This window comes from Bacillus sp. EB106-06-01-XG163 (genome assembly GCF_058791615.1).
Genome location: NZ_JBYTDS010000002.1, coordinates 249,151 through 268,604 on the forward strand (window position 1 = coordinate 249,151; position 19,454 = coordinate 268,604).

21 protein-coding genes and 5 pseudogenes are annotated in these 19,454 nt (G+C 39.2%); 15 read left to right on the forward strand and 11 right to left on the reverse strand.

Annotated features, from left to right (window positions below; genetic code table 11):
• The first annotated feature begins 66 nt into the window (after nt 1-66).
• The 4 genes from AC3WTF_RS03275 to AC3WTF_RS03290 all read left to right on the forward strand — a co-directional run bounded on the left by AC3WTF_RS03275 (nt 67) and on the right by AC3WTF_RS03290 (nt 2,405).
• Nucleotides 67-318, forward strand: a complete 252-nt coding sequence (locus AC3WTF_RS03275; protein WP_047935839.1) for a DUF2535 family protein — start codon at nt 67-69, stop codon at nt 316-318.
• Nucleotides 319-417: 99 nt separating this feature from the next.
• Complete coding sequence (locus tag AC3WTF_RS03280) at nt 418-999, forward strand: SCO family protein (protein ID WP_023842866.1); 582 nt, start codon at nt 418-420, stop codon at nt 997-999.
• 77 nt (nt 1,000-1,076) lie between these two features.
• A complete protein-coding gene (locus AC3WTF_RS03285; RefSeq protein WP_007409534.1) occupies nt 1,077-1,832 on the forward strand; it encodes an SGNH/GDSL hydrolase family protein in 756 nt (251 codons plus the stop codon).
• Between the two features lie 9 nt (nt 1,833-1,841).
• On the forward strand, nt 1,842-2,405 hold the full coding sequence (locus AC3WTF_RS03290; RefSeq protein ID WP_007409535.1) for a YpmS family protein: 564 nt from the start codon (nt 1,842-1,844) through the stop codon (nt 2,403-2,405).
• Nucleotides 2,406-2,455: 50 nt separating this feature from the next.
• Here the strand turns inward: AC3WTF_RS03290 and AC3WTF_RS03295 are convergent, their stop codons facing one another.
• A complete protein-coding gene (locus tag AC3WTF_RS03295) occupies nt 2,456-2,881 on the reverse strand; it encodes a MarR family transcriptional regulator (RefSeq protein WP_003153639.1) in 426 nt (141 codons plus the stop codon).
• A gap of 128 nt (nt 2,882-3,009) precedes the next feature.
• Here AC3WTF_RS03295 and msrA point away from each other — a divergent pair, with 128 nt between their 5' ends.
• Nucleotides 3,010-3,543, forward strand: coding sequence for a peptide-methionine (S)-S-oxide reductase MsrA (gene msrA, locus AC3WTF_RS03300; protein ID WP_047935835.1), 534 nt, complete (start codon nt 3,010-3,012; stop codon nt 3,541-3,543).
• Between the two features lies 1 nt (nt 3,544).
• Nucleotides 3,545-3,979 carry a peptide-methionine (R)-S-oxide reductase MsrB gene (gene msrB / locus AC3WTF_RS03305; protein WP_007409536.1) on the forward strand — a complete coding sequence of 145 codons (435 nt, stop codon included), beginning with the start codon at nt 3,545-3,547 and terminating at the stop codon, nt 3,977-3,979.
• 40 nt (nt 3,980-4,019) lie between these two features.
• Here msrB and AC3WTF_RS03310 read toward each other — a convergent pair.
• From AC3WTF_RS03310 to AC3WTF_RS03320, 3 pseudogenes are all read right to left on the reverse strand, one after another.
• Nucleotides 4,020-4,640: pseudogene (locus tag AC3WTF_RS03310) on the reverse strand (polysaccharide biosynthesis protein); the annotation flags it as partial.
• Nucleotides 4,616-6,300 (reverse strand): annotated as a pseudogene (gene sprA / locus AC3WTF_RS03315) (serine-type integrase SprA). The pseudogenes sprA and AC3WTF_RS03310, both read right to left, overlap by 25 nt.
• A gap of 216 nt (nt 6,301-6,516) precedes the next feature.
• A pseudogene (locus tag AC3WTF_RS03320) lies at nt 6,517-7,481 on the reverse strand (thermonuclease family protein).
• A gap of 264 nt (nt 7,482-7,745) precedes the next feature.
• Between AC3WTF_RS03320 and AC3WTF_RS03325 the strand changes: the two are divergent.
• From AC3WTF_RS03325 to AC3WTF_RS03340, 4 genes are all read left to right on the forward strand, one after another.
• Entirely contained in the window at nt 7,746-8,180 is a 435-nt protein-coding gene (locus AC3WTF_RS03325; protein WP_096335157.1) for an SMI1/KNR4 family protein, read from the forward strand.
• A gap of 36 nt (nt 8,181-8,216) precedes the next feature.
• Nucleotides 8,217-10,022, forward strand: a complete 1,806-nt coding sequence (locus AC3WTF_RS03330; RefSeq protein ID WP_047935832.1) for a T7SS effector LXG polymorphic toxin — start codon at nt 8,217-8,219, stop codon at nt 10,020-10,022.
• Between the two features lie 2 nt (nt 10,023-10,024).
• Nucleotides 10,025-10,483, forward strand: coding sequence for an SMI1/KNR4 family protein (locus AC3WTF_RS03335; protein ID WP_492314191.1), 459 nt, complete (start codon nt 10,025-10,027; stop codon nt 10,481-10,483).
• 380 nt (nt 10,484-10,863) lie between these two features.
• On the forward strand, nt 10,864-11,223 hold the full coding sequence (locus AC3WTF_RS03340) for a hypothetical protein (protein WP_047935828.1): 360 nt from the start codon (nt 10,864-10,866) through the stop codon (nt 11,221-11,223).
• Nucleotides 11,224-11,283: 60 nt separating this feature from the next.
• On the opposite strand, the pseudogene AC3WTF_RS03345 reads toward AC3WTF_RS03340, so the two are convergent.
• Nucleotides 11,284-11,508 (reverse strand): annotated as a pseudogene (locus tag AC3WTF_RS03345) (hypothetical protein); the annotation flags it as partial.
• A gap of 479 nt (nt 11,509-11,987) precedes the next feature.
• Here AC3WTF_RS03345 and AC3WTF_RS03350 point away from each other — a divergent pair.
• Nucleotides 11,988-12,107 (forward strand): annotated as a pseudogene (locus tag AC3WTF_RS03350) (DNA polymerase); the annotation flags it as partial.
• 45 nt (nt 12,108-12,152) lie between these two features.
• On the opposite strand, the gene AC3WTF_RS03355 reads toward AC3WTF_RS03350, so the two are convergent.
• Together AC3WTF_RS03355 and AC3WTF_RS03360 are read right to left on the reverse strand one after the other, a co-directional pair.
• Nucleotides 12,153-12,275 carry a PhrK family phosphatase-inhibitory pheromone gene (locus AC3WTF_RS03355; protein WP_021493942.1) on the reverse strand — a complete coding sequence of 41 codons (123 nt, stop codon included), beginning with the start codon at nt 12,273-12,275 and terminating at the stop codon, nt 12,153-12,155.
• Nucleotides 12,272-13,387: a Rap family tetratricopeptide repeat protein gene (locus tag AC3WTF_RS03360; protein ID WP_047935827.1), complete on the reverse strand. Its 1,116-nt coding sequence runs from the start codon at nt 13,385-13,387 to the stop codon at nt 12,272-12,274. The genes AC3WTF_RS03355 and AC3WTF_RS03360 overlap by 4 nt, the downstream gene beginning before the upstream one ends.
• Before the next feature lie 377 nt (nt 13,388-13,764).
• Here AC3WTF_RS03360 and AC3WTF_RS03365 point away from each other — a divergent pair, with 377 nt between their 5' ends.
• The gene (locus tag AC3WTF_RS03365; RefSeq protein ID WP_025284885.1) at nt 13,765-14,217 is read left to right on the forward strand and encodes a YoqH family protein; all 453 of its coding nucleotides are present in this window, start codon (nt 13,765-13,767) and stop codon (nt 14,215-14,217) included.
• A 233-nt stretch (nt 14,218-14,450) separates the two neighbouring features.
• On the opposite strand, the gene AC3WTF_RS03370 is transcribed toward AC3WTF_RS03365, so the two are convergent.
• Both AC3WTF_RS03370 and AC3WTF_RS03375 read right to left on the reverse strand, forming a co-directional pair.
• Complete coding sequence (locus AC3WTF_RS03370; protein ID WP_032866266.1) at nt 14,451-14,825, reverse strand: YoqO family protein; 375 nt, start codon at nt 14,823-14,825, stop codon at nt 14,451-14,453.
• A gap of 125 nt (nt 14,826-14,950) precedes the next feature.
• A complete protein-coding gene (locus AC3WTF_RS03375; protein ID WP_032866265.1) occupies nt 14,951-15,187 on the reverse strand; it encodes a hypothetical protein in 237 nt (78 codons plus the stop codon).
• A gap of 547 nt (nt 15,188-15,734) precedes the next feature.
• Here AC3WTF_RS03375 and AC3WTF_RS03380 point away from each other — a divergent pair.
• On the forward strand, nt 15,735-15,992 hold the full coding sequence (locus tag AC3WTF_RS03380; protein WP_223254694.1) for a DUF3221 domain-containing protein: 258 nt from the start codon (nt 15,735-15,737) through the stop codon (nt 15,990-15,992).
• A 349-nt stretch (nt 15,993-16,341) separates the two neighbouring features.
• Nucleotides 16,342-16,518 carry a recombination directionality factor SprB gene (sprB, locus tag AC3WTF_RS03385; RefSeq protein ID WP_007612049.1) on the forward strand — a complete coding sequence of 59 codons (177 nt, stop codon included), beginning with the start codon at nt 16,342-16,344 and terminating at the stop codon, nt 16,516-16,518.
• A 33-nt stretch (nt 16,519-16,551) separates the two neighbouring features.
• Here sprB and AC3WTF_RS03390 read toward each other — a convergent pair whose 3' ends face one another.
• Nucleotides 16,552-16,977, reverse strand: a complete 426-nt coding sequence (locus tag AC3WTF_RS03390; protein ID WP_003153663.1) for an SDR family NAD(P)-dependent oxidoreductase — start codon at nt 16,975-16,977, stop codon at nt 16,552-16,554.
• A gap of 315 nt (nt 16,978-17,292) precedes the next feature.
• Between AC3WTF_RS03390 and phyC the strand changes: the two genes are divergently transcribed.
• On the forward strand, nt 17,293-18,444 hold the full coding sequence (phyC, locus tag AC3WTF_RS03395; protein WP_094031784.1) for a 3-phytase: 1,152 nt from the start codon (nt 17,293-17,295) through the stop codon (nt 18,442-18,444).
• A 49-nt stretch (nt 18,445-18,493) separates the two neighbouring features.
• Here phyC and AC3WTF_RS03400 read toward each other — a convergent pair whose 3' ends face one another.
• Entirely contained in the window at nt 18,494-19,450 is a 957-nt protein-coding gene (locus AC3WTF_RS03400) for a CgeB family protein (RefSeq protein ID WP_251248358.1), read from the reverse strand.
• Between the last annotated feature and the right edge of the window lie 4 nt (nt 19,451-19,454).

Here is a 19,454-nt window from a genome sequence, read left to right on the forward strand (position 1 = left end):
GACAGACACGCTTTCTCAGATTGTATATAATAAAAAGAAAACAATCGAAAAAGAAGGATTGATATCTTGTTACTCAAAAGCCTAGAGTTCAAACGACAGGACGGGATTCAGGTAAAAGTGACAGAAATACCGGTTGTCACGGAAGGTGAACATTATTTTTTTCAAATTCATCAGCACCTTGAGCTTTATTTGAGAGAGGTTTTTGCTTCACAAAGTGTGAGAACAGTGTATTCATTCCGACAATATTTCAAGCGCCGTATGAAGTGGAAAGATTACGAGGCCGTTTTCAACCAAGAGATTTTAAAACATAACGCATAACGGTGCATATTCCTTAGCGCCTTCCTTTTGATAAGGGAGGGTGCGGGAATTTTTTTATGATGAATGCTGTAAGCGTTTTATCCATGGGGGGGAATGGAAATGAAAAAAATGAAAATCTTCGCTGCCGTCTTTTGTTTGCTGCTCTTGTGCGCCTGCGGGGGGAAAACGATAAAAGACCCGCTGAACTATCAGATTGAACCGTTTTCATACCAGAACCAAGACGGGAAAACAGTGTCACTGAAAAGCTTGAAGGGGCATGTCTGGATTGCCGACTTTATGTTTACAAATTGTAATACGGTCTGTCCGCCGATGACGGCCCACATGACCGAACTGCAAAAAAAACTGAAGGCTGAGAATCTGGACGTGCGGATTGTGTCGTTCAGTGTAGATCCTGAAAAGGATACGCCGAAACAGCTGAAAGCCTTTGCTTCCAAATATCCGCTTTCGCTTCGCAACTGGGATTTTCTGACCGGTTACAGCCAAAAGGACATTGAAGATTTTGCGCTGAACAGCTTTAAAGCAATCGTCAAAAAGCCGGAGGGAGAGGACCAGGTCATACATAAAACCTCTTTTTATTTAGTCGGACCTGACGGGACGGTGCTTAAAGATTATGACGGCGTGCAGAAGGTTCCGTATGATGACATCCTCTCAGATGTCAGAGCGGCTGAGGAGCTCAAGTAAACTGGCAGATTAGACATTTTCAAATCTGAAAAAACATGTTACACTTTCCACTAGTAGACGGGGAAGGAGCAACCAGATTGAAGCTGCGAATGTTCTCATTGATCGCCGGACTGGCTTTGCTTTTATCAGCTTGTTCTGTCCAGCGCACCGGTTCTGACACTGAAGAACCGAAAACGAAAGATCATATTGTCATAGCTGCGGTCGGTGATTCATTGACTGAAGGAGTAGGAGATCCTGACGGTTCAGGATACGTCGGCAGGGCAGCGGAGTCTCTTAAGAAAAAGGGACATGTGAAAACGGTTGATATTAAAAATTATGCGGTGCAGGGTGACAAAACGTCTGACCTGCTGGAAAAGCTTGATAATAAAAAAGTTCAGAAATCATTAAAGAGCGCCGACTATATCTTTTTTACCATCGGCGGCAATGACTTAATGAAGGTGCTCCGCCAGAATATGATGCAGCTGACGGTTCAGCCGTTCCAAAAGGAAGAGAAACCTTTTGAAAAACGATTCAAGGCGATCGTTTCAAAAATCCGCAAATATAATGAAAACGCAGAGCTGGTGTATGTCAGCATGTATAATCCATTCACGTTTACGCTGCCTGAATTAAAAGAAATTAATGGGGTTGTAACGGATTGGAACAAGATCGCCGCAAAAGAGCTGGAAAAAGATCCTCACGCCGCCGCGGTGAATGTTGAAGACTTGTTCAGTCAAAAAAGCGGCAGCAGACGGATTTCAAAGGATGATGATTTTCATCCGAACGCAAAAGGGTATGCACTTATCGCCGATCGATTGTACGGCATCATTGAAAAACAAGGGTTACCAGCAGAATAGGGTGAAATGATGAAAAAGTGGAAATCGCTGTTTTTTGTTCTTCTCGCACTCAATGTGATTGCCGCCGCGGTAATTGTGACATTATTGGTTATGCCGGGAGAGCAGGCGAAAATACAAGATCAGACAAAAAGTGAGTACGGCTTTCATATCACGAGCTCGAAAGAATCTCTTGCCAGGTTTGTGAATGCGTACTTAAAAGAGAAGGCATCGAATCAGCTTGACTACAAAGTGGACATCAATAACGATGTGCACGTGGCAGGTAAAATCAAAGCATTCTCAACCTCCATTAACGCGGTCGTCACATTTGAACCGTCCGTACAGGAGAACGGAGATGTGATGTTGAAAGTGACGAAGTTTTCATTAGGCGAATTAAGCCTGCCGATCAGCTTTGTGCTGAATTATATGGACAGCTTTTATGAACTCCCGTCATTTGTGCACGTTCATTCCGGGGATAAAAGCATCGAGATCCGTCTGTCGGAAATGCCTTTAGACAACGGCATGTATGTAAAAGCGGATAAAATCAATCTCGACACGGATGAAATTGAATTTTCCTATTATCATCCGAAACAATAAGTTTTCATAAAAAAAACACAGATCCTTTCAGGGATTTGTGTTTTTTCGTGTCAGCGTTTTTTGTCCAGCTTGCTGAACAGTTTGATTAACGTTGCGAGCTCTTCATCAGAGTAGCAGTCAAACCGTTTAAAAAAGTATTCTGTTTTTTTCTGGTTGAAATGATCGACAATTTTCTCCCCGGCTTCCGTAATATGGATTCTGATAATTCGCCTGTCCTCTTTGGAACGGATGCGGGTGATCCATTCCTTTTCTACTAAAGCGTCGGTCACTGCGGTAATATGGCTTGCGGAGACCTCAAGAATGGGGGCGAATTCCGTTACTTTTTTAGGCCCTTGTTCACTGAGAATCCGCAAAATGGTGAATTCGTTCCTGGACAGCTCTTTATCTAGAATTTCATTAACTTCATTTCTGATTTGTTTAAACACTTTTCGAAGCAAAGCTTCCATATCATACATCATTTGTGTCCTTACTTTCAAATCATGAACCTCCAATATGTAGTCAGCGTGGCATTCGTTCAGCTTCCCCTGAAAGCAGAATTATTTTTATTCTGTTTATACATGCTATAATATAATAATACCACGTATGAACAAAGGAGGGCACCCGTATGTCAGAAAAAAAAGAAATCGCCACATTTGCAGGCGGCTGTTTTTGGTGCATGGTGAAGCCGTTTGTCGAACAGCCCGGGATTGAAAAGGTGGTGTCCGGCTATACAGGAGGTCATACTGAGAATCCGACTTACGAAGAAGTGTGCAGTGAAACGACCGGACACAGAGAAGCCGTTCAAATCACATTTCAACCTGACATTTATCCGTATGAAAAGCTTGTCGAGCTGTTTTGGCAGCAGATCGACCCGACTGATGCAGGCGGCCAGTTTGCAGACCGCGGAAGTTCATATCGGGCGGCGATATATTACCATAATGATGAACAAAAACAAATCGCTGAAGCCTCAAAAAAACAGCTTGAAGAAAGCGGCATATTTAAAAAGCCGATCGTGACAGACATCTTGAAGGCTGAGCCTTTTTATGAAGCGGAAGGCTATCATCAGCACTTTTATAAGAAAAATCCTGATCACTACGGGCGCTACCGTGTAGGTTCCGGACGTCAAGGCTTTCTGGATGAGCATTGGAGGGACAGATAAGATGGCTTTTAATAAAGAAGAAAAAATCAAATCATTAAACCGCATGCAATATGAAGTCACACAAAATAACGGAACGGAGCCGCCGTTTCAAAATGAATTCTGGGATCACAAAGAAGAGGGGCTGTATGTTGATATCGTATCGGGAAAGCCCTTGTTTACTTCTCTGGATAAATTCGATTCTCATTGCGGCTGGCCCAGTTTTACAAAACCGATTGAGGAAGAAGAGGTTGACGAAAAACTGGACACAAGCCACGGGATGATCCGGACGGAAGTGAGAAGCAAAACAGCTGATTCCCACTTAGGCCACGTATTTAATGACGGTCCGGGGCCAAGCGGTCTCCGTTATTGCATTAACTCTGCGGCACTCCGGTTTATTCCGAAAGACAAGCTGAAGGAAGAGGGCTATGAAGCCTGTCTGCATTTATTTGAAAAATAGAGCTCAGCAATGAGGCCTGCCTATCAGACAGGCCTTTTTTCTATGTTTTTTTTTCTTCATGTAATCGTTCAATAATCTTTACGATTGTGTCTTTTGTGATGAGCGGCGCCTGATCGGATTGATATCTGGGGAGATTGACCTTCCGAAATTCCGGATGTTTGGCGGGTTCCGGCAATATTGCGTAAAGATTGCCCCATTCATATAAAGATTCCGTCTCATGAGGAGAGGTCAGTTCTTCATGAAGCTTCTCACCGGGACGTTTTCCCACTTCAACAGCGGCGGGGCGCGGCAGTCCGTGCCGGAACGCATATTCTTCAAATCCGTGAAGCAGTTCTTCAAGCCTCAGGGACTCCATTTTAAAAATAAATGTTTCTCCGCCCTTTGTGATCGCCGCAGATTGCAGGGTGAGCGTTGCGGCATCATCAATCGACATAAAAAACCTCGTCATGTTTTTATCCGTAATGGTGAGCGGGCCGCCTGCCATCAACTGCTCAAATAAAATAGGAATAACAGAACCGCGTGAACCGAGCACATTGCCGAAGCGGACCGAACAAAACACCGTACCGCGGTTTTGAACATGATGATTTGCCTGATGAAACAGCTTTTCGGACAACAGCTTCGTAGCTCCCATTGTGTTTACCGGGGAAACGGCTTTATCGGTTTTTTAAGATATTTACTGTATTTTGAGGGACTATCAGTGACGGTGAGGTCGATAACGAAAAATTAAACCTTAGGATAGGGGTAATTTCAAACTGAGCCGGAATTGGCCCTTTTCTTTTTTGTGTCATCGTAACGATAACTTCTTTGAAGACCATTCTTAATAGCGCGTTCTTTTTCTCTGTGCTTGATTCAATGTGATATTGATCAATTATCCTATTTATGTTGTTTCTGACTGTATTACTGTCTATTTCTGATTGCGCTTCTTGAGTTCCATTGAGCTCATGCTTGGCAATCTGGAGTTCTTTAAATTCTTCATCTAAAACAGCTTTTCTTTTCAAAAAAAGTTCATCAGTGTAAATGCCGCTCTCATATTTCTCGAAGATAAAATTCTCTTTGTTTTTTAACTCTTGTTCTTTTTGTGAAAGATGTTCAGACATTTGCTTTTTTGTTTTCACATTACTATTTACGTCTTCGTATTTAGAAATCATTGAAGTGATATGTTTTGTTAAAGTCTTATTATCTAAGTTGCTTAAAGAAGAGAGGTAATCCAGAATGGCATTTTCAACATCGTTATATCTTACATAAGTGCATTTATTCTTTTTGCAAGTGAGTGATTTAACGTGATACACACTTTCCGTGCCGTTTTTGTTTTCTCGCGTTCGTCTAGTTTCGTATTTAGATAATGGTTCACCGCACTTAGAACAAGTGCATACGCCTGCCAATTCACTTAATTCCAATGCATTTTTATTAGGCAGCAGGGGGACTTTGTTTGCAATTTTATCTTGTGATTGTTGAAATTGTTCTTGATCTATTATAGGAGCATGTGCATCCGATACTACAATTTGTTCCTTTTCAGGTCTAATTGTTCGTTTACCGTCTTTTGTTTTTTCTCTAACCTTATATTTAACAGTTCCGATATACGCTTCGTTTTGCAGAATTGCTTTAATTGTGTATTGATTCCAGCGCTTTTTTCCTGATGGAGTCGGTATTTGTAATTTTGTTAAGTGAGAAGCAATCGCTGTATAACTATAATCTTTTCCATTCAACCCATTTAAAAAGATGTTAAAGATGAATTGAACGACTTTTGCTTTTTCTTCGACTGGGACTAGTTTGGATGTTTTTTTGTTTAACCGGTATCCATAAGGCGCTAGTCCGGAAATCCATTTCCCTTGTGCCGCATATGTGTATTTAGCGCCTGTCATACGCTCTCTGGTCATTTCAAATTCTTCTCTGGCCATAAACAATTCAAAACGAATCTGACGCATGTCTGCAGGGTTTCGAGGGTCATAAACTTTATATGGTGTAATGATAATCAATCGCTTGCTTTGAAGAAGGTTAACAATTTGTCCCGCATCACTGTAGCTCCCGCGGCTGAGTCTTGTTATTTCTTTAACAGCAATTGCCTGGTACTTGCCTTCCTCGAGGTCTTTAAGACATTCTTTAAAAACAGGGCGGCCCTCAATGCTTTCTCCTGACCCGATTTCCATTTTTAATTCATAGGGGATTTCAATCGACTTCAGTATTTTATTCATGAGTTCTTTTTGTTCTGTTAGCGTATCTTCGCCTGTTCTTTTTTCTCGCTCCATATCCTGACGAGAGCGTCTAAGATAACCCAAAATATTTGTAATGTTGTAAGAATGAACGATGTTTTTTAATTCCAAAAAATCAGCACCTCCTCTTTATTGTATTTACTGTAAAAACAGTAGTATTCGTACAATATTCTATCTAACATTGAACACGAAAATAACCTAATAAATATTGTAGGGGCTGTATTCTTTAAGTGTTGGGCTAAAGAGCTCGCTCATACGCTCTATGTTTTTTGTTAGCCTGAGAAAATACCCAAATAAAAAAAGAAGCCTCAGAGGACTTCAAAATAATTAATTCTTCTCACATGCAAAGTTGTCATTATCCCGATCCATTTTAGATGTATAAGCAGGGTGAGTGCTTGGTACACCATGCGGATATTTCTTTCTCAGCTCTGTGCAGTTTGCAAAGTGTTCTGTTCCTCCAGCAGAAGGGGAGGCTTGAGCAGAGTTAGAAGAGCTGCTTGATGCTGAACCGCTTGAGTTCGATTTATGTGTCTCGGATTGGTGTGTTGTAACTGACTTTTGAGCCGGCTTAGATACACTTACTGATTTCTTCGGTTTCGTTACGCAGCCATTAAATCCTTTATCAGTCGCATATCCATTCTTACTCCAAATCTTCAAGTCTTTATCTTTCGCAGCTTGCTCATCTTTCTTATACGTGTCTAAATACTTCGTGTTTGGCTCATATACATAAGCTACTCGTGCTAATCCTTCTTTAAGCAGTGTTTCTTGTACTGATTTGCCATCTGCATAAACGTAAGCCAGCATTCTGCCATACTTGTCTGTACGATCTCCTTTATCAAACTCCAGTTGAAGTTTTCCCTTGTTAACCAGCTGTTTGTTTCTTGCTGAAGCATCCTCACCATATGGTTGTACGCAAGAGTTTGGGTTCTTAGTTTTAGGCGTGTCAACAAGTAAATAACGAACAGTTTTGACTTCGCCTTTATAGTTAACTTTAATCGTATCCCCATCAACTGTTCTGTTAAGTGTTACATCGACCAGCTTTTTCTTTTTGTCAGACGCCTTTTTATCCGACGAATCCTTCTTTGAAGCATTTTCGGCTTTTTCATTTTTGTCATTAGTACTTTTGTCATTTGATTGAGTGTCTGCCTTTGTCTCTTTTGCATCCTTTTCTTCTTGCTCTGTTGTTTTAGCTTGATCTGAATCTGTTTTATCTGTAGAAGCAGAATCAGATCCACACGCAGCCAAAGAAAAGCTTAGAGATAATGGCCAATACCTAACAGCCATTTCTTCAATGTAATTCCCCCAATTTGTTTGTTCTGTCTCTATATCGGACAAACCTTCCTAATTATAAGTATAAAACCAAAGATTGTAAATTTCATTTTGGCATTTTAAGACACTCAAATACAGTTGTGTGGTAAAATTTAGTGACTCAAACACCTTAGAGGAGGGAAATTTAATTGGAAGAAGGAAAGTTAATTCGCATGACTCTTGATGGGATAAAGGAAGCTGTTTCTAAATACGGAACTTTTCCTATGCTCCAACATGGAGGGCATGTCATGGAAGATGCTGCTTTTCAATTCAGAGACCCAGCCAGTCCTCAAGAAATTAATAGTTTAGAAAAGATGTTAGGGGTAACTTTGCCTAATGATTATAAAGAGTTCCTATTCAATCACAATGGAATGGAAATGTTTAATGGTATTGAGCTTCTTAGTACAGAAGGGATAATTGAATTTAATGAAGTTCAAGACTTCCCTAAGGGATATGTCCTAATTGGGTATCATTATGATGGCAGGTATGTTATTGATGTAAACAAATCAAATAAAGGGTTGGGGTATATGTTGCATCTGGATTCAATTGATAATATTGAAGATGCGGTATATTTAGACTCTAACTTTGAGATATGGTTTGACATGTTGGTGTCATCAAACGGAACTAAGTACTGGGAAGTAAAGCCAAAAATTAAAGAGTATTATAAATATGTTTCAGAATAGAAAGTTTAGATAAGATCAAGTGGAAAGGAGCCGTAAATGAAAGTATTTGAAGTAGCCTCGTTCATTTCAGCCGCAGAAAAGCGGGCAAAACAATACGATCAGATTAGAGAACAATTTATCAATCTCAGAAAAGCATTTCAGGGAATGGCTGATTTAGATGACAGTGAGTTTTCAGGCAAAGGCGCCGACAACATTAAAGCATTCTTTCAAGATCACGCCGGTGTCACAGACAGCTGGCTTGATCTGATCGATATGAAGATTGCGTTTCTTAACAGTATTTCTGGAAAAGTATCTGATGCCGGATTGGCCGATTCGTTTGTGGAAGAGTCATTTTTAGAACACGAGCTGATTCATGCGAAGAATAAATCACAAGCCATCATGCAGGAGCAGCGCAATGAACTCAAGGACATCATAAATGAAATCAGCGATATCATTCATCTTGATGTTTTCTCTACAGAAGATGTCGATCAAAATCTGGAATCAGCAGACAAAAAACGGGACGATACCGTAAATAGGCTCGGCAAGCTTGATCACGATCTAACAAAAGAATACGCCGAAACAGAAGCGAACGAACAGTTCATCCAGGCCGACTTTCAGCAGCTCCAAAATGCCACGGGCAAAGGAAAAAACGCCACTCCGCTTCACTATAACGCCAAGGCGTACAGGGAAAGTGACATACATAAGAAAAAAGGCGAGATTGCAAGACATTCAGACACATATTTAACGTTTAAGAAGGAAGAAGCAAAAGAGCGGGAAATCAAGGATCTGAAGAAAAAGCTCGCTGACGGTGTGACCGATCCGGATGAATACTTGGAAATTGCGAAGAAGATCGGCTATGAAAACCTTGAACCTTCCCAGCAGCAATATGTCATTCAGCTTGAACAAGCAAAACAGCTTGAAGAAGTCGGAGAAGTGACTTGGGGTATTTTAAAAGGAGCTGGCGTTGGTTTATATGATGTCGGGAAAGACACGGTAACCGGTTTATGGGACTTCATAACCGATCCGGGAGAAACCTTGTCAGCACTGGGTAATGCAGTACTTCATCCAGTTAAAACATATGATGCTGTTTCAGCAGCAATTGAGGAATCATATCAAAAAGATATGGTGAACGGAGATGCTTACTCCAGATCAAGATGGGTGACATATGCAATTGGTTCAGCAGCTGTGGCTGTCGTCGGAACGAAAGGCGCAGGAGCCGTTAACAAAGCTGATGCGGCGGGGAAGGTCATAAACAAGGCAGGACAGGCAGGGAAGAAAATTAAAGACGTTAAACTTCCAGAACTGCTTCCTTATAACTCTAAATATGATCTTGCTCTGTCGGGTGACGTACCATACAATGTGGTTGACAGCCAAAACCTTAAAAATCAACTATTAACTAATGCGAAGAAATTAGATGAGAGTAGAAAGCCGTTTACAGGTAAGGAATTAACTCTCCCTTGGCTAAATAAAGAGAAGTATGGCGCCTTTGAAGTTAAAGGGAAGGTAAAAGCTTCGGGTAAAACTAAAGATGTAAGTCGAAGAGTATACACGTTGAAAGATATTGATATAAACAAAGTTGATACTGAAAGCGGAAAAACAAATTTACAACTTATGAAAAAAGGTGACGCTCCTTTTGCTAATGATGGCACAAAAATCAACTTACATCATTTAATTCAAGAAGAGCCAGGAACGATGGTGGAAATTCCAGTTTCTGTTCATCAAAATAATAAAAAAGTTCTCCATGGATTGAAAAAAGGTGGGGAAAGTTTTAGAAATGACAGGGAGTTGCGGAATCAGTATAAAAGCTTCCAACGAAGATATTGGAAATGGAGAGCGAGCCAATTTGAAAAAGGAGAAATGTAACAATGACTTATCATGAAATTGAAGAATTTATTAAAGAAAACGCTGAAGATGATGATTTTACAGGCGGAATAAGTGAAGAAAAAATCAAAGCGATACAAAATCGTTTAAATGTAAAACTTCCCGAGAGTTATAAGTGGTTTTTAAATAAATATGGCTCCGGTGGAATTTACGGGGTAAATATACTAGGCCATGGGAAAGTTTCTGCAAGGGTTGTTACAGTTACTGAGGAATATAGAACTTATTATAATTTAAGTGACGGTATTATCGTTATAGAAGATGTAGATGAATTCTCTTATTGCCTTGATACAAACAAAATGGAAAACGACGAATGTCCAGTAATAGTTTGGGCAAATGAAGCCGGTTATGGTGACAAGGTTGCAGATAACTTTCTGCAATTTTTCTTGGAAGAGCTTGAAGAAGCAAAAGAAAATTGGGAAGAGGACGAAGATTGGGACGATTAAGTAGAAGTATTGCAAAGTTAAGCTCTCTTTTTGAGAGCTTTTTTTGTATGAAATAATGAAATAAGATACTGTTGGTTGAAAAGAAACTGTTTTTCCATCTATTATATTTGGTCGAATTTAAGTTGAATATCTCGCTGGAATTACCGATAAATAACATGTGAAATAATACCAAACGGAAGGAATTTGTTATACAAAGGTGAAGCGAACATATACAAATATGATGCTATACTTGGGCAAAACAGGGTAGTGGTAGGATGGGACAAATACATTGAAATTCCAATGAACGAACTTCCTTCAAATGAGATTCAAGTTGAAGGTCTTGGGAAAAACATGAAAATCATTTACAGCAACGTTGTAAAATTTGAGAGAGGGTGAATGTTATGGAAGGCCTTAATAACTCTTACAACATTACGAAAGACCCTAAGTTTTTAGCATTTTGCAGTTTAGCGACAGAAGGCGCAGGAAGTAATTCGAATCAGCAATGTTCAATTAATTTTGATGAATTTAAAGATGCGCTCGAGAACGGAAAAGTGGTTGATAATCAAAACCTTAAAAGCACTTCAGAATTAAATCACCAGTTCGATTACTGGAAATCCAGAATAACGGGTGGACGAGCTGTAACTGAAACAGATAATCAAGTGCTGGATATCATCAAACAAGCATACAATCTTGGAATGGTGACGAAAGATAATATGCTTTTGAGAAATCAAGCCATTAACGCGTATAAAACATCTATTTAATTTAAAATTAAAGCCCCTTATTCAGGAAGGGGCTTTTGCTTTGCAACTTATTCTTTATGTTTAATCTAAAACCATAAAGTACTGCACTTTTGTTTCTTCTTCAGGTAAATCAAATTCATTAAGTTTCTTTTTAGTACGGATATCAAAAATCCCCATATAGCCACCAATGCCTTTTTTGTTTTCCTCTTGTGAAATCACATAAAGTTTTTGATCTTTAAACTTTGTATTCATATATGGAAATTGTAAATCGAATTTTTCAAAAGAAAAATCTTGACCGTACTCAAGAAAGCAGGTGTATCAGGATTTGTTAATATATGTAACGTTTTTGGATATATGGTATATCCGGTACCTTAAAGTATCGTTTATTAAATTCTTCTCCTTGGGATGTGGATATGAGTACGCTTTTGTTGATGAGTGGATTTGAATAGATAAAAAAGATTTTATCCTCGGTTGGATTAATTTTAGAAGTACTTACAGAGTGGACATTTGATGAGCGGTTAATATCCAGATGTGACAAGTGCGCCTCCATTACTGTCTAGGTCCGTTCCTTTTGAATTTTTGTATGATTGCCACACAAGTTTAGAGCAATACTATTTATTTGTACTTTTTTGGTTGCAGCAACTGAATAAGGCTTATCTGTTTTACTACTAGCATATGTCTGAGCCTTTACCTTATCATAGATATCTGCGCCCTTATGCTTTTGAATCGCTTACTCCAGTTGTTCTGATAATTCCTTACCCTTTTCCAGCCCATGCTTCCATAATTTTGTTATGGAGGGGATAAGAAATAAATACGGATCAAAAGCGATCTTACGAGCTGTTTCTTATACACCTGGAGGCACAGCTTTGCATAGAGCAGGTTTGACAGGTGGTCACAAATCATAAAATAAAAAGCCCACTCATATGAGTAGGGCTAAATTAATTAATTTTTTAACCTCCGACTGGCCTTTCAGCTATCTGGATGTTAGATGGTGAATCTGTACTCAATTGCGTTAAAGCTACCCCACTTAAAATTACAGTTAAAATAGATACGCAAAGCACAATTTTTTTCATAAGATTCCCTCCACCTGATTCATTTTCTGTTCAGCCCAAATTTTTTCATTGAAAAAGCTTGTTGCTTCTTCAAAAGCACCTATTGATTCAAACCTTTTTGCAGCTATGTAGGACAATTCATCTACACTTTCAAGGTCATTTTGTTGTTTTAAAAACTCAATATAACGGATGCAATTATTGAAGTTGTTTTTTAATTCACCGCAATATAGGTTGAATAGGATGCTAATTTTGGCTTCGTATATCTTATTCTCCATTAATATGAGTCTTTCCTGTGCTTTATTGTAAAAATTAATGGCTTTCATTTTTTCGTCAATTTTAAATAGTTCCTTAATCATCATGAATAAAGAATTTATATAATAATTTGAATTCATCCAAGATTCATTTTCAATAGCTTTTTCGAGAGATTTAATGCACTTATCAGGTTTGTCCCAATCAGAATACACGATACTAAGGTTGTGATATAACTGAGCTTCCAAATATTCATCCTGTGTTTCTTGTGCAATGTCTATTGCTTCTAAATAATATGTTTCTGACTCTTCAAACCGTTTCATATCGGAATAGTTTGCAGCCGCAATCATTGTTGAAGTTGCCAGTTTGCATTTATAATCAGGGTGTCGCTTATATATTGTAATTGCATTCTTGATGTAGTGTTGTGCCACAATGCTTTGTTTAACAAGAGTGTATAAGTAGGAGACCTTTGAGTAGAATTCAGCAGCTTCAATTTCATCCGGAATTTCTGCAAGTTTTTTCTCCGCTATTCCATATAAGTTAATTGCTCGTTCATAATTTTTGTTGTATGCCTCGTACATTGCTTCGAATAAATAAAAGTTATATTCCAATTTATCGTTCGTTCTTTTTATGAAATTTTCATTCTCTTCAGTGAAATAAGTGTGCTTTTGTAATGGCTCTCCGCGTGAAGAATGTAGCAACATTTTGTGTCTTTCTTCTAATAAACTGTAATATGCAAGAACTTCTTGATCCTCTTCCATGTCATCGAACAGGCTTTTTATCTCTGAGTAATATTTTATTGACTCATGTACCTTTTGTTTCTTTATAGCAATGTACCAATCATTCAGTGTAGTAGCGACAACTTCTGAAGCGATCTTGCTCATCCAAACCCCTCTTTCTGAAAATTTCCAAAATCCCTTGGAAATAATCATAACATAGTCATTGAAAAAATTGTAAAAGGATGTAGAGATTTAGGGATTTTCCAATTTGAAAAAACGAAAAAAATACCCTCCTCGTTAGAGAAGGGTACGTGTTTAGTTTGCTGTTGCTTTTAGTGAGGCAAGCCATTCATCTAATGTTCCTGAGAAACCTTGTTGAACGCTAATTCATATGCTGATTTTCCATCTTTACCGGCGGCACCAATAGCTCCTTTAGCTCCAGTACTGCCTTTTTCACCTTTTAATGAAGCTAACCATTCAAAAGTGATGAATATTCAAGGCGGGAGTAAGGGAAATTAACAAAAAAATGTGAGGGAATGTAGATGAAACGATTTATCTTGGTTATACCGTTATTGGCTGCTGTTATTGCCTCTCCAACTCAAATGAAAGCAAGTCCAATGCCTTGTAGTGCAGTACTCGAACCGGTAAATCAAAAACTGAAAAATGCGAAGGGTGCGGCACTAATCTATAAAGTGCAGTTATACCCGCCAAGTGCTGCAAGAACGAATATGAGTATTCTTGCTGTCCACCTTCCTCAACCATCTTCTTATGGAAGCTACGACGGTTATGAAGGATTTGCCTCCAAAACAGGAGAGGTCAGTTGGCGATTTAAACTATATCCGACTCCCGAGGAAGAGAGCCCTAATTGGGCTGGAAGGGTTGATTCCATATCAGCTGAAATGACAAATGTTAAAGTGCAAGTGCGTCTTTCAAATTCTAAGACGCAAAAGTTGGGGCCAAGTGTATTAACAAACAATATTCAATCTTGCTATTAGAAATGTAGAGTTCTTATCAAAGAGAGCAATGCGACTGGATCTTTTGTAAATTGTCAAAAAGGTAATTGATCGAGAAATTCTGGTGAAAAATGAAGAAGAGTCCATTAAGATGGAATGTCTGGAGTCAATTCATCATTTGATAGAAGAGAGCCGGCAAAAATCGATATTGCGTTTGATTTTGTACATAGAAAGACGGCATAAAAAGAAATGGTTAGCTAAAAAAAGGCAAAGAGTCAACGCTCTTTACCATCAGGTGTTTTCCTTAAGCGGTCTGCAATATGCTTAATTAAATTCAGCGCAGCAGTCACTAATCCAATAACTAAAACAATTTCAAGTAAGAGGATAAATCCAAAATTTAAACCGCGACTTTCAAAGTAATCATCGGTAAAAAAGAGCAATTGATAAATTCCAAGCATTAGCACAATAAAGGAAGTGCCTATAATCGCCAGAGACTTTTTAGAGAACTCCTTAGTATGGTTGAAATTATAAACCAATAAGAACAAAAATAGACAAGCCATGGCGATCTTATGAGTCAATGAATCACTTGCTGAGAACCCTTGCACAAGTAAGGAGATAATTAATCCGGTCATTCCGATTATTTTGTTCAATATATCACCTGCTTTGTATAAGTATGACCTTAGATGTCAGCTTACCAATTAAAGGTGATATTCTCAACATAATGCAGTTTAAACTTAACTTAAAATCGTAATTTTAAGAACAAATTTAGAGTGGATCATGACATGCTGTTTATTATGCTGTAAACAAACGCAACAATAAATAATGGATAAGAGATAATAGCAATTAGTTTTGAAGATTTGCTCTTTTTTTCAAATGTGTATATTAGTGCAAATCCTAAAAAGAATATTGTGACAAACCAAGAAGAATAGGACGGGTACAATGCAATAAGTAAGACAATAAGAGTGGATAACGCAAAAGAAGAGTTTAGCGTTATTTTCTGATCGTTTTTCAAATAAACCGCCTCCTTACACATATTCCCCCCATATAAAAACACTTAAACATTATATTAAGTCAGCATGATTAAATGATAAACATTTTAAGTAAAGAACAAGATAAAGCAATCCGGCATTTCAAGACAAGCTGAACATGTCTGAAAAACTGTACATATCCTTAGTTAATGTAAACTGCTTATAGATAAGCAAAATGATTAAGCGGAAAGGCTGTATAGACTTATAGGACCTTATATAAACATTAGATCGCTTAAAGAAGGTGATGTGGTTGATCAGCCAATTGAATATTTCATGATGCAATTGTGCGGTTCTATAATGGTGAAGACCTCGCCGTGTTCCATTTGTCTAGGGGGGGAATTTGTTTAAATTCATAAACATGAGGCGTTTTAGTCTGTCATTTCCTAAAACAGTGTTTTATTCTTGTTACAAATATGCAAGAAGGGCGGTTTGAACTTGTATAGAGTGTTTATAATGCTGTTAATTTTGTTATGTATAACATTAGGGTGTCAAAATCAACATAACAAACATTTTATGGAGGCTGAGCAAACTATGGTCGGCTATGTCATTTTAAAAAGAGAGAATCAAGCAATTCTCATACCTAATGAAAAAGCTGATGTTAAAGACTATGAAAATCTTAGTGAAAAAGAGATTATTGAAAAGTATAGATCGGATATAGTATTACTGGGACTTAGTCAACTTAACAATAAAGATGACTTGAGCAAAGGGCAAAAAATTCGTATTTGGTATAAAAAATTAAATGAATCTTCACCGCCAAAAACAAACATCTCAAAGTTTGAAAGGATTTAGTACATATTCTGTAATTCCTAGGAATACCGCTGCAAAACTGAGGCGGCATATTGAACAGAAATAAATTTCTTCAAACCTTACCTCATTCGCGGTAGCTTAATCCTTGACGATTGTTGACTCAAGTGCAAGGAGAAGGCACATGCCAAGAACACATTTTTGAATTACTGGGCACCTTGAATAAAACCAGCATTCCCGTATTCATATGCGAAGAGATCGGTACTGAACGCTGGATAAAGAAAAAAGTTAACCGTACATTTGAACAAGCTTGCGAGGCTTTGATAAAGAAAGAACAGTCAAGAGACGAACCATTACATACATATAATACTCCTGTGAAAGCGGGGGTGTAGTTTTGGAACCTTACCAACGTTATGAGGAATTAAAGAAGAAAACAATAAAGGTTGTCCATAAAGATAATTACAGTATCCGCTATATAGATCAGGATGAAGCCAGTAATGACTTAGATGAATTTTATAAACAATTTGCTCAGCATTTATTGGAGGCTGCTTTGGAAAGGAGTGCAGAGTAAGCTTCTTTTTTTGATTTGTTTGTAGTAAGTATCTTAATAAACGGCTTTATCGGTACTGATATTAATCACATGCGTCACCTCTTGCAGCAAAGCGGCTTCTGCGACATTTTGTCCGCCGATAAGGTTGGTTTGAATGGCTTCAAAGGGATTATCCTCACATGTCGGAACCTGCTTCAGCGCAGCTGTGTGAAAGACAATATCAACACCTTTCATCACTTGGTTGACTCTTCTGTAGTCACGAACATCGCCGAGCACAAATGACAGTCTTTGTTCATCCGCGTATTTTTGTTTCATCACATATTGTTTGCTGTCATCTTTGCTGAACACAATGACTTCTTTAGGGGTTAAGAGCAAAAGGCGTTTTACTATTTGGCTTCCGATTGATCCTGTCCCGCCTGTGACGAGAACAGTTTTATCGTGAAAAAACGGTTGTAGCTCTACTGCTTGCTGTTTAGGCATGGCTTATCCTCCAACTCTCGTTTCTCTACCATGCATCATATGTTGAACAATTTCAGCGAGTTAATGAAAGAAACCAATAAATCAAAAATTAGAGAAAAACATTAATCTGATGCGCTTTCATATCGCTTTACCCGATTAATAGAATAGAAATCACAAATAAAACATTGTACTAAATGTTCATTCTAAATATTTGCTCATGTCAATTCTTTCTCTTCATAAATTCTCACATGCGGACAATCTTCACAAAAACTTAACACTGACATTCCTGTATGTATTTTACAATTAAAGTACACTTTCATAAAAGGAGGAAGGAAAATGAATCATTCAAAAACACTTTTGTTAACCGCGGCAGCCGGATTGATGCTCACATGCGGTGCGGTTTCTTCCCAGGCCAAGCATAAGCTGTCTGATCCTTATCATTTTACCGTGAATGCGGCGGCGGAAACGGAACCGGTTGATACAGCAGGTGATGCAGCTGATGATCCTGCGATTTGGCTGGACCCCAAGAATCCTCAGAACAGCAAATTGATCACAACCAATAAAAAATCAGGCTTAGTCGTGTACAGCCTAGAGGGAAAGATGCTTCATTCCTATCCTACCGGGAAGCTGAACAATGTTGATATCCGCTATGATTTTCCGTTGAACGGAAAAAAAGTCGATATTGCGGCGGCATCCAATCGGTCTGAAGGAAAGAATACCATTGAGATTTACGCCATTGACGGGAAAAACGGCACATTACAAAGCATTACGAACCCAGACCGCCCGATTGCGTCAGCAATTGATGAAGTATACGGTTTCAGCTTGTACCACAGTCAAAAAACAGGAAAATATTACGCGATGGTGACAGGGAAAGAAGGCGAATTTGAACAATACGAATTAAATGCTGATAAAAATGGATACATATCCGGCAAAAAGGTAAGGGCGTTTAAAATGAATTCTCAGACAGAAGGGATGGCAGCAGACGATGAATACGGCAGTCTTTATATCGCAGAAGAAGATGAGGCCATCTGGAAGTTCAGCGCTGAGCCGGACGGCGGCAGTAACGGAACGGTTATCGATCGTGCCGACGGCAGGCATTTAACCCCTGATATTGAAGGACTGACGATTTACTACGCTGCTGACGGGAAAGGTTATTTGCTTGCATCAAGCCAGGGTAACAGCAGCTACGCGATTTATGAAAGACAGGGACAGAACAAATATGTTGCGGACTTTCAGATAACAGACGGGCCTGAAACAGACGGCACAAGCGATACAGACGGAATTGACGTTCTGGGTTTCGGGCTGGGACCTGAATATCCGTTCGGCCTTTTTGTCGCACAGGACGGAGAAAATATAGATCACGGCCAAAAGGCCAATCAAAATTTTAAAATGGTGCCATGGGAAAGAATCGCTGATAAAATCGGCTTTCACCCGCAGGTCAATAAACAGGTTGACCCGAGAAAACTGACTGACAGAAGCGGAAAATAAACATGAAAAAAGCAGCTTATCCAAGCTGCTTTTTGATGTGAAGAGCGTTTCATGAGAAAGTCTTGGAACGGATAGCCGCAAGCACAGCCGGAATCTGGTCATACGTGTACGCCGGGACTGTCTCTTGATAATTAAGCGCCGCGGTTTGTTTACGTTCACCCGGGTTTGTCATATAAAAATGGATATTATCCGCAAAATCCGCAAGCCCGCTGTAAGAAACAAAGGATGAAAACGGGGGCGCGGGAGAAAGGTCTGTCAGCTGAAAGGCCTGACAAGCCGCAATGTCTAAGCTTCTCGTATTTAAACTGATATTTTCGATGCCGCGTCCGTTCTGATTGAGTGCAAACCGATAAGAACGGTGAGGGTTTAAGACCACGTCTGCGCTGTTGTAATATAATGCGGCACGTTCGGGTGCAATCCATTCATCCATTACGAGCACATTTTGCTGCCTGGCGATTTTTTTAGGCAGATGTCTGCGCCATCCCTTCCCGATGATACGAAGCGTATACGGAAGCTTCGCCGCTGCTTTCACCAGTTCAACGCGGTTCGGGTACGGGTATCCGATCAGAAGCAGATTTGTGTGAAGAGAAGCTTCAGCAGGTTGTTTCTTAAAAAGCCGCTGATTAACGGGGATCGGGACATAATATACGTGCTGTAAGCCCATTTGCCGGTAAGCATCAAGCGCGTTTTGTTCTATCGTTAAAACGGCATCGGCAAGCGGGGCGATTGTCATGCTCACATCGAAATAAAAAGGATCCTCCGTCATCCATAGATAAACGGGAATCTGTTCTGTCTTCAGCCATTGAAGCCATTCAGACGGAATACGGTCTCCCGTCATCATCAGACTGATGTCTGGTTTGAATGCCCGTATACTGCGGATGGTATCTTCCTCAAACTCAAAAACAGAAAAAAAGCGGACGGAAGACTGTAAAAAGCCTTCCTCAATCCAGCGGTCAAAATACGTGTATATGCCTTTATATCCTGAACGGATATATAAAACGTTCATATGC

Excerpts from the sequence above, each read along its gene's own strand:
- AC3WTF_RS03280 (WP_023842866.1), top strand. The coding sequence starts at position 418 with ATGAAAAAAATGAAAATCTTCGCTGCCGTCTTTTGTTTGCTGCTCTTG.
- AC3WTF_RS03290 (WP_007409535.1), top strand. The coding sequence starts at position 1,842 with ATGAAAAAGTGGAAATCGCTGTTTTTTGTTCTTCTCGCACTCAATGTG.
- msrA (WP_047935835.1), top strand. The coding sequence starts at position 3,010 with ATGTCAGAAAAAAAAGAAATCGCCACATTTGCAGGCGGCTGTTTTTGG.
- msrB (WP_007409536.1), top strand. The coding sequence starts at position 3,545 with ATGGCTTTTAATAAAGAAGAAAAAATCAAATCATTAAACCGCATGCAA.
- AC3WTF_RS03325 (WP_096335157.1), top strand. The coding sequence starts at position 7,746 with ATGGAAGATGCTGCTTTTCAATTCAGAGACCCAGCCAGTCCTCAAGAA.
- AC3WTF_RS03330 (WP_047935832.1), top strand. The coding sequence starts at position 8,217 with ATGAAAGTATTTGAAGTAGCCTCGTTCATTTCAGCCGCAGAAAAGCGG.
- AC3WTF_RS03335 (WP_492314191.1), top strand. The coding sequence starts at position 10,025 with ATGACTTATCATGAAATTGAAGAATTTATTAAAGAAAACGCTGAAGAT.
- AC3WTF_RS03340 (WP_047935828.1), top strand. The coding sequence starts at position 10,864 with ATGGAAGGCCTTAATAACTCTTACAACATTACGAAAGACCCTAAGTTT.
- AC3WTF_RS03355 (WP_021493942.1), bottom strand. The coding sequence starts at position 12,275 with ATGAAAAAAATTGTGCTTTGCGTATCTATTTTAACTGTAATTTTAAGT.
- AC3WTF_RS03360 (WP_047935827.1), bottom strand. The coding sequence starts at position 13,387 with ATGAGCAAGATCGCTTCAGAAGTTGTCGCTACTACACTGAATGATTGG.
- AC3WTF_RS03365 (WP_025284885.1), top strand. The coding sequence starts at position 13,765 with ATGAAACGATTTATCTTGGTTATACCGTTATTGGCTGCTGTTATTGCC.
- AC3WTF_RS03380 (WP_223254694.1), top strand. The coding sequence starts at position 15,735 with ATGGTCGGCTATGTCATTTTAAAAAGAGAGAATCAAGCAATTCTCATA.
- AC3WTF_RS03390 (WP_003153663.1), bottom strand. The coding sequence starts at position 16,977 with ATGCCTAAACAGCAAGCAGTAGAGCTACAACCGTTTTTTCACGATAAA.
- phyC (WP_094031784.1), top strand. The coding sequence starts at position 17,293 with ATGAATCATTCAAAAACACTTTTGTTAACCGCGGCAGCCGGATTGATG.
- AC3WTF_RS03400 (WP_251248358.1), bottom strand. The coding sequence starts at position 19,450 with ATGAACGTTTTATATATCCGTTCAGGATATAAAGGCATATACACGTAT.